General features: G+C 54.9%; 5 protein-coding genes. 4 read left to right on the plus strand and 1 reads right to left on the minus strand.

Features of this window, described 5'->3' with window-relative positions; genetic code table 11:
- Nucleotides 1–2,190 carry a fatty acid oxidation complex subunit alpha FadB gene (gene fadB, locus QRN24_RS19760; RefSeq protein ID WP_284942978.1) on the minus strand — a complete coding sequence of 730 codons (2,190 nt, stop codon included), beginning with the start codon at nucleotides 2,188–2,190 and terminating at the stop codon, nucleotides 1–3.
- A gap of 190 nt (nucleotides 2,191–2,380) precedes the next feature.
- Between fadB and pepQ the strand changes: the two genes are divergently transcribed.
- Genes pepQ through hemG form a run of 4 tightly spaced genes read left to right on the plus strand, consistent with a single transcriptional unit; the run spans nucleotide 2,381 to nucleotide 6,375 of the window.
- Nucleotides 2,381–3,712, plus strand: a complete 1,332-nt coding sequence (pepQ, locus tag QRN24_RS19765) for a Xaa-Pro dipeptidase (RefSeq protein WP_020882869.1) — start codon at nucleotides 2,381–2,383, stop codon at nucleotides 3,710–3,712.
- Nucleotides 3,712–4,326, plus strand: coding sequence for an IMPACT family protein (locus QRN24_RS19770; RefSeq protein WP_020882868.1), 615 nt, complete (start codon nucleotides 3,712–3,714; stop codon nucleotides 4,324–4,326). The genes pepQ and QRN24_RS19770 overlap by 1 nt, the downstream gene beginning before the upstream one ends.
- Before the next feature lie 41 nt (nucleotides 4,327–4,367).
- Nucleotides 4,368–5,819: a Trk system potassium transporter TrkH gene (gene trkH / locus QRN24_RS19775; RefSeq protein WP_025202793.1), complete on the plus strand. Its 1,452-nt coding sequence runs from the start codon at nucleotides 4,368–4,370 to the stop codon at nucleotides 5,817–5,819.
- 10 nt (nucleotides 5,820–5,829) lie between these two features.
- A complete protein-coding gene (gene hemG / locus QRN24_RS19780) occupies nucleotides 5,830–6,375 on the plus strand; it encodes a menaquinone-dependent protoporphyrinogen IX dehydrogenase (RefSeq protein WP_050737760.1) in 546 nt (181 codons plus the stop codon).
- Nucleotides 6,376–6,495 lie beyond the last annotated feature (120 nt).

A 6,495-nucleotide genomic window follows, 5' to 3' on the forward strand; every position in this document is an offset into this window, starting at 1 on the left:
TTAAGCCGTTTTCAGCTCGCCAACCGGACGGGCTGGCTCAACTGCTGGGTAATAGGGTTCGTTATGGCGCGCTTTGTTACGCAGACCTTCCGGCACGTCATACAGCGGGCCGAGGTGCTGGTACTGCTGAGCCATATCGAGATAACGGGCGCTGCCGAGCGTATCCAGCCAGCGGAACGCGCCGCCGTGGAAGGGAGGGAAGCCGAGGCCGTACACCAGTGCCATATCCGCTTCTGCCGGACTGGCGATAATGCCTTCTTCCAGGCAACGCACCACTTCGTTGATCATTGGAATCATCATTCGGGCGATGATTTCATCGTCGGTGAAGTCACGTTTCGGCTGGCTGACGTCGGCCAGCAGGCCATCCACCGCCGCGTCTTCTTCTTTCTTCGGTTTACCTTTGCTGTCTTCTTTATAGCGCCAGAAGCCCAGGCCGTTTTTCTGACCAAAGCGGCTGGCGTCAAACAGGGCGTCAATGGCGTCGCGGTAATCTTTCTGCATGCGCTGCGGGAAGCCTGCCGCCATCACCGCCTGGGCGTGGTGTGCGGTGTCAATGCCGACCACATCCAGCAGATACGCCGGACCCATCGGCCAGCCGAACTGTTTTTCCATCACTTTGTCGACTTTGCGGAAATCCGCACCGTCGCGCAGGAGCTGGCTGAAACCGGCGAAGTACGGGAACAGCACGCGGTTGACGAAGAAGCCCGGACAATCGTTGACCACGATCGGGGTTTTGCCCATTTTGCTGGCCCATGCCACGACTTTGGCGATCGTTTCGTCAGAGGTTTTTTCCCCACGGATCACTTCGACAAGTGGCATACGGTGCACCGGGTTAAAGAAGTGCATACCGCAGAAGTTTTCCGGGCGCTTCAGAACGCCTGCCAGTTCGCTAATCGGGATGGTGGAGGTGTTTGAGGCCAGTACGGTATCAGGATGAACCTTCTCTTCGGTTTCCGCCAGCACCGCTTTTTTGACTTTCGGGTTCTCAACGACCGCTTCAACGACCACATCCACACGGTCGAAACCGCTATAGTCCAGGGTCGGGTGGATTGTCGAGATCACCCCTGAGAGTTTCAGACCGTCAATTTTGCCGCGTTCCAGCTGTTTATTCAGCAGCTTGGCCGCTTCGGTCATGCCCAGCGTCAGGGATTTCTCGCTGATGTCTTTCATCACCACAGGCACGCCTTTCCAGGCCGACTGATAAGCGATGCCGCCGCCCATAATGCCTGCACCGAGTACCGCCGCCTGTTTTGGCGTCTCAACATTTTTGGTCAGCTGTTTCGCCTTACCTTTCACGAATTGATCGTTCAGGAAGATGCCCACCAGTGCGCGAGCTTCATTAGTGTGCGCCAGCGGAACAAAGCTTTGGTTTTCCAGTTTCAGCGCTTCATCACGGCCAAAGCGGGCCGCGGCTTCAATCGTTTTAACGGCGGTAATGGGCGCGGGGTAGTGTTTGCCTGCCGTCTGCATCACCATCCCTTTGGCGATGGTGAAGCTCATGGCGGCTTCAATTTTGCTGAGTTTCAACGGTTCCAGCTTCGGCTGACGTTTGGCTTTCCAGTCGAGGTCACCATTAATGGCCTGGTGCAGAATGGCGAGGGAGCCTTCAATCAGTTTTTCTGGTTTAACCACACCGTCCACCAGGCCTATTTTCTGCGCCTGTTCCGCCCCGACATCTTTACCGGCGGCGATGATCTCCAGGGCGCTATCGGCACCCAGCATGCGTGGCATACGTACGGAACCGCCAAAGCCTGGCATGATGCCCAGTTTTGTTTCCGGCAGGCCGATGCGCAGGTCTGGCGTGGCCAGACGATAGTCGGTTGCCAGCACGCACTCGCAGCCGCCGCCCAGCGCGTAGCCGTTAACGGCGGAGACTGTCGGAACAGGCAGATCTTCCAGACGATTAAAGACGCTGTTGGCAAAGTGCAGCCACTGGCTCAGCTGTTCTTCCGGGACCTGGAACAGTGAAAGGAATTCGGTGATATCTGCACCGACAATAAAAGCCGCTTTGTTTGAGCGCAGCAGCAGCCCTTTTAATTCAGATTGTTTTTCAAGCACATCCAACGCCTGGCCAAGACTGGCCACCGTCGCGGTATCAAGCTTGTTGACTGAGCCGGGGGCATCGAACACCAGTTCGGCAATGCCATCTTCCAGCCAGTTGAGGTACAGGGTGTCGCCTTTGTAGAGCATGTCAGTCTCCTGAATCCAGCAAGTGGATCTGGTCATACCAGATGAGACGGAGTGTGGGATTTATGTTAATAAAATGCAAATTTCTCATTAAGAAATTGCTGCATTGATCACGGTCGGTGGAAATCACGCAGTCGGAGTCAGGTGTGCTAAGATGCGATGACTTGAGCTCAGAAAAATGAAAGGAAGAAAGATGGACTCACTGGCTTCGCTTTATAAAAATCATATCGTTACCCTACAGGAACGTACCCGTGATGTACTGGCGCGCTTTAAGCTGGATGCGCTGTTAATCCACTCCGGAGAGCTGATTAACACCTTCCTGGATGACCATGCGTATCCGTTTAAGGTCAACCCGCAGTTCAAAGCCTGGGTGCCGGTCACGCAGGTCCCAAATTGCTGGTTGCTGGTGGACGGGGTGAACAAGCCGAAACTGTGGTTCTATCTGCCTGTCGATTACTGGCACAACGTTGAGCCGCTGCCGACCAGCTTCTGGACGGAAGAAGTGGACGTTATCGCTTTACCAAAAGCCGATGGCATTGGCAGCCTCCTGCCAGCCGGGCGCGGCAATATTGCTTATATTGGCCCGGTTCCTGAGCGTGCGCTCGGTCTGGATATTCCGGCGGATAAACTCAATCCGAAAGGGGTTCTGGATTATCTGCACTACTATCGCGCTTATAAGACCGACTACGAACTTTACTGCATGCGTGAAGCGCAAAAAACGGCGGTAAATGGTCACCGTGCTGCGCATGAAGCGTTCCAGTCTGGCATGAGCGAGTTCGATATTAACCAGGCGTATCTGACCGCCACCGGCCACCGTGACACTGATGTCCCTTACAGCAACATCGTCGCGCTGAATGAGCATGCGTCCGTTCTGCACTACACCAGGCTCGATCACCAGGTGCCATCCGAGATGCGCAGCTTCCTGTTGGACGCCGGGGCAGAGTACAACGGCTATGCGGCCGACCTGACCCGCACCTGGGCGGCAAATGCGGATACCGATTTTGCACAGTTGATTAAAGACGTTAACGATGAGCAACTGGCGCTTATTGGCACCATGAAAGCGGGAACCAGCTATGTGGATTACCACATCCAGTTCCATCAGCGCATCGCTAAACTGCTGCGTAAGCACCAGATCGTGAAAGACATGAGCGAAGAGGCGATGGTGGAAAACGATCTGACCGGGCCGTTCATGCCGCACGGTATTGGTCACCCGCTGGGTCTGCAGGTTCATGATGTTGCCGGTTTTATGCAGGACGATACCGGTACGCACCTGGCCGCGCCGTCTAAATATCCTTACCTGCGCTGCACGCGTATTCTTGAGCCGCGTATGGTGCTGACCATCGAGCCGGGTATCTACTTTATCGAATCGCTGTTAGCGCCATGGCGTGAAGGCCCGTTCAGCAAGCACTTCAACTGGGACAAAATTGAAGCGCTGAAACCGTTTGGCGGTATTCGTATCGAAGACAACGTGGTGATCCACGAAAACGGTATTGAGAATATGACGCGAGACCTGAAGCTGGCCTGATGGATAGCTGGCTGATACCGGCTGAACCGGTCACCTTTGTTGAGGAAATTAAGAAGAGCCGATTCATTACGCTGCTGGCACATACCGACGGCGTTGAGGCGGCAAAAGCGTTTGTTGAGTCCGTTCGCGCGCAGCACCCTGACGCACGTCACCATTGCGTGGCGTGGGTGGCAGGGCCGCCGAACGATTCACAACAGCTGGGGTTTTCCGATGACGGTGAACCGGCAGGCACAGCCGGTAAACCCATGCTCTCCCAGTTGATGGGCAGCGGCGTGGGTGAAATCACCGCCGTGGTCGTTCGCTACTACGGCGGTATTTTATTAGGCACGGGTGGACTGGTTAAAGCGTATGGCGGTGGGGTTCAGCAGGCACTGAATATGCTGATTACCACCCGCAAAACGCCGCTCACCGAATATACTTTACTGTGCGATTACGGTCAGTTATCCGGCATTGAGGCATTGCTAAAGCAGTTTAACGGCGTCATCGCGCACAGTGACTATCAGGCAATGGTGCAACTACGCGTGGCGCTTCCGCAGGCGGAACTGGCTGCTTTTTCAGCAAAGCTGGCGGATTTTAGTCGCGGTTCGTTGCAATTGCTGCCGATTGAAGAATAATCCCCACCTCACTTTTTTGAATACCAAAGGAAGCGGCAGAGATGCATTTTCGTGCCATTACCCGAATCGTTGGACTGCTGGTCATACTTTTTTCCGGGACGATGATTCTCCCAGGACTGGTAGCGCTTATCTACCGGGACGGCGCGGGGCGGGCATTTACCCAGACCTTCTTTGTCGCGCTGGCGATTGGCTCTCTGCTGTGGTGGCCAAACCGTCGTCAAAAGGGTGAGCTGAAATCTCGCGAAGGGTTTTTGATTGTTGTTCTGTTCTGGACAGTGCTGGGAAGCGTGGGTGCGCTACCCTTTATCTTCTCTGAACAGCCTAATCTGACCGTCACGGATGCGTTTTTTGAATCGTTCTCGGGTTTAACGACGACCGGGGCGACCACGCTGGTCGGGCTGGATTCCTTACCGCATGCCATTCTCTTTTATCGCCAGATGCTGCAATGGTTCGGGGGGATGGGGATCATCGTCCTGGCCGTGGCCATCCTGCCTATTCTCGGCGTCGGGGGGATGCAGCTTTACCGTGCGGAAATGCCGGGCCCACTGAAAGATAACAAGATGCGCCCGCGCATAGCCGAGACGGCGAAAACCCTGTGGCTTATCTATGTCTTACTGACGGTCGCCTGTGCGTTAGCGTTATGGTTTGCCGGGATGCCTGCATTCGACGCTATCGGGCACAGCTTTGCGACGATCGCCATCGGCGGGTTCTCGACCCACGATGCCAGCGTAGGTTACTTCGACAGCCCCACCATTAACACGATCATTGCCATCTTCCTGCTGATTTCCGGTTGTAACTACGGTCTGCACTTCTCCTTACTCAGCGGGCGTAGCCTGAAGGTGTACTGGCGTGACCCGGAGTTTCGCATGTTCATTGGTGTCCAGCTTACGCTGGTCATCATCTGTACCGTGGTGTTGTGGTTCCACGATGTCTATAACTCCGCGTTGACCACGTTAAATCAGGCGTTCTTCCAGGTGGTGTCGATGGCAACCACCGCCGGTTTTACAACGGACAGTATTGCACGCTGGCCGCTGTTCCTGCCGGTACTGCTGCTGTGTTCTGCGTTCATCGGGGGTTGTGCGGGGTCGACGGGCGGTGGCCTGAAGGTGATTCGTATTCTGCTGTTGTTTAAGCAGGGGAACCGTGAACTTAAACGTCTGGTCCACCCGAACGCGGTTTACAGCATCAAACTGGGTAACCGTGCCCTGCCGGAACGTATTCTTGAAGCGGTGTGGGGGTTCTTCTCGGCCTATGCGCTGGTCTTCATCGTCAGTATGCTGGCGATTATCGCGACGGGGGTGGATGATTTCTCTGCCTTTGCTTCCGTCGTAGCAACGTTGAATAACCTCGGGCCTGGCCTGGGAGTAGTGGCGGATAACTTTGCCAGTATGAACCCGGTCGCGAAATGGATCCTCATCGCCAACATGCTGTTTGGTCGTCTGGAGGTCTTTACGCTGCTGGTGCTGTTCACCCCAACATTCTGGCGCGAGTAAGGAGTCGTCGGTGAAAACACTTATTCTTTTCTCTACGCGGGATGGGCAAACGCGTGAGATTGCCTCATATCTGGCTTCAGAATTAAAAGAGCTGGGGATTTACTCTGATGTGGTGAACCTGAACCGCACGGAGCAGATAGCCTGGCAGGATTACGACCGTGTGGTTATTGGCGCGTCTATTCGTTACGGGCATTTCCATCCGGCGCTGGATCGTTTTGTGAAAAAGCATACGGCAGTGCTCAATAAACTGCCCGGGGCTTTTTACTCGGTCAATCTGGTGGCGCGTAAACCTGAGAAACGTACGCCGCAGACCAACAGCTATACGCGCAAGTTTCTGTTGAGCTCTCCGTGGCAGCCGGACATCAGCGCCGTCTTTGCCGGCGCGCTGCGTTATCCGCGCTATCGCTGGTATGATCGCTTTATGATTCGCCTCATTATGAAGATGACCGGCGGCGAAACCGATACGCGTAAAGAGGTGGTGTATACCGACTGGTTGCAGGTCGCCAGTTTTGCGCGGGAGATCGCACATTTATCAGGCGATTCGCGGCTTAAATAGGCGTTAAGTTTGAAAAGTGAGCGAACGAAAAGTTTTTTGTATTTTGTGCTTGTCACTTCAGAATAACCCCCTATAATGCGCCTCCACTGACACGGAACAACGGCACACACGCCGCCGGGT

The sequence above is a fragment of the Enterobacter sp. MEB024 genome, from assembly GCF_030209635.1.
In the GTDB taxonomy this organism is placed as follows: domain Bacteria; phylum Pseudomonadota; class Gammaproteobacteria; order Enterobacterales; family Enterobacteriaceae; genus Enterobacter; species Enterobacter ludwigii.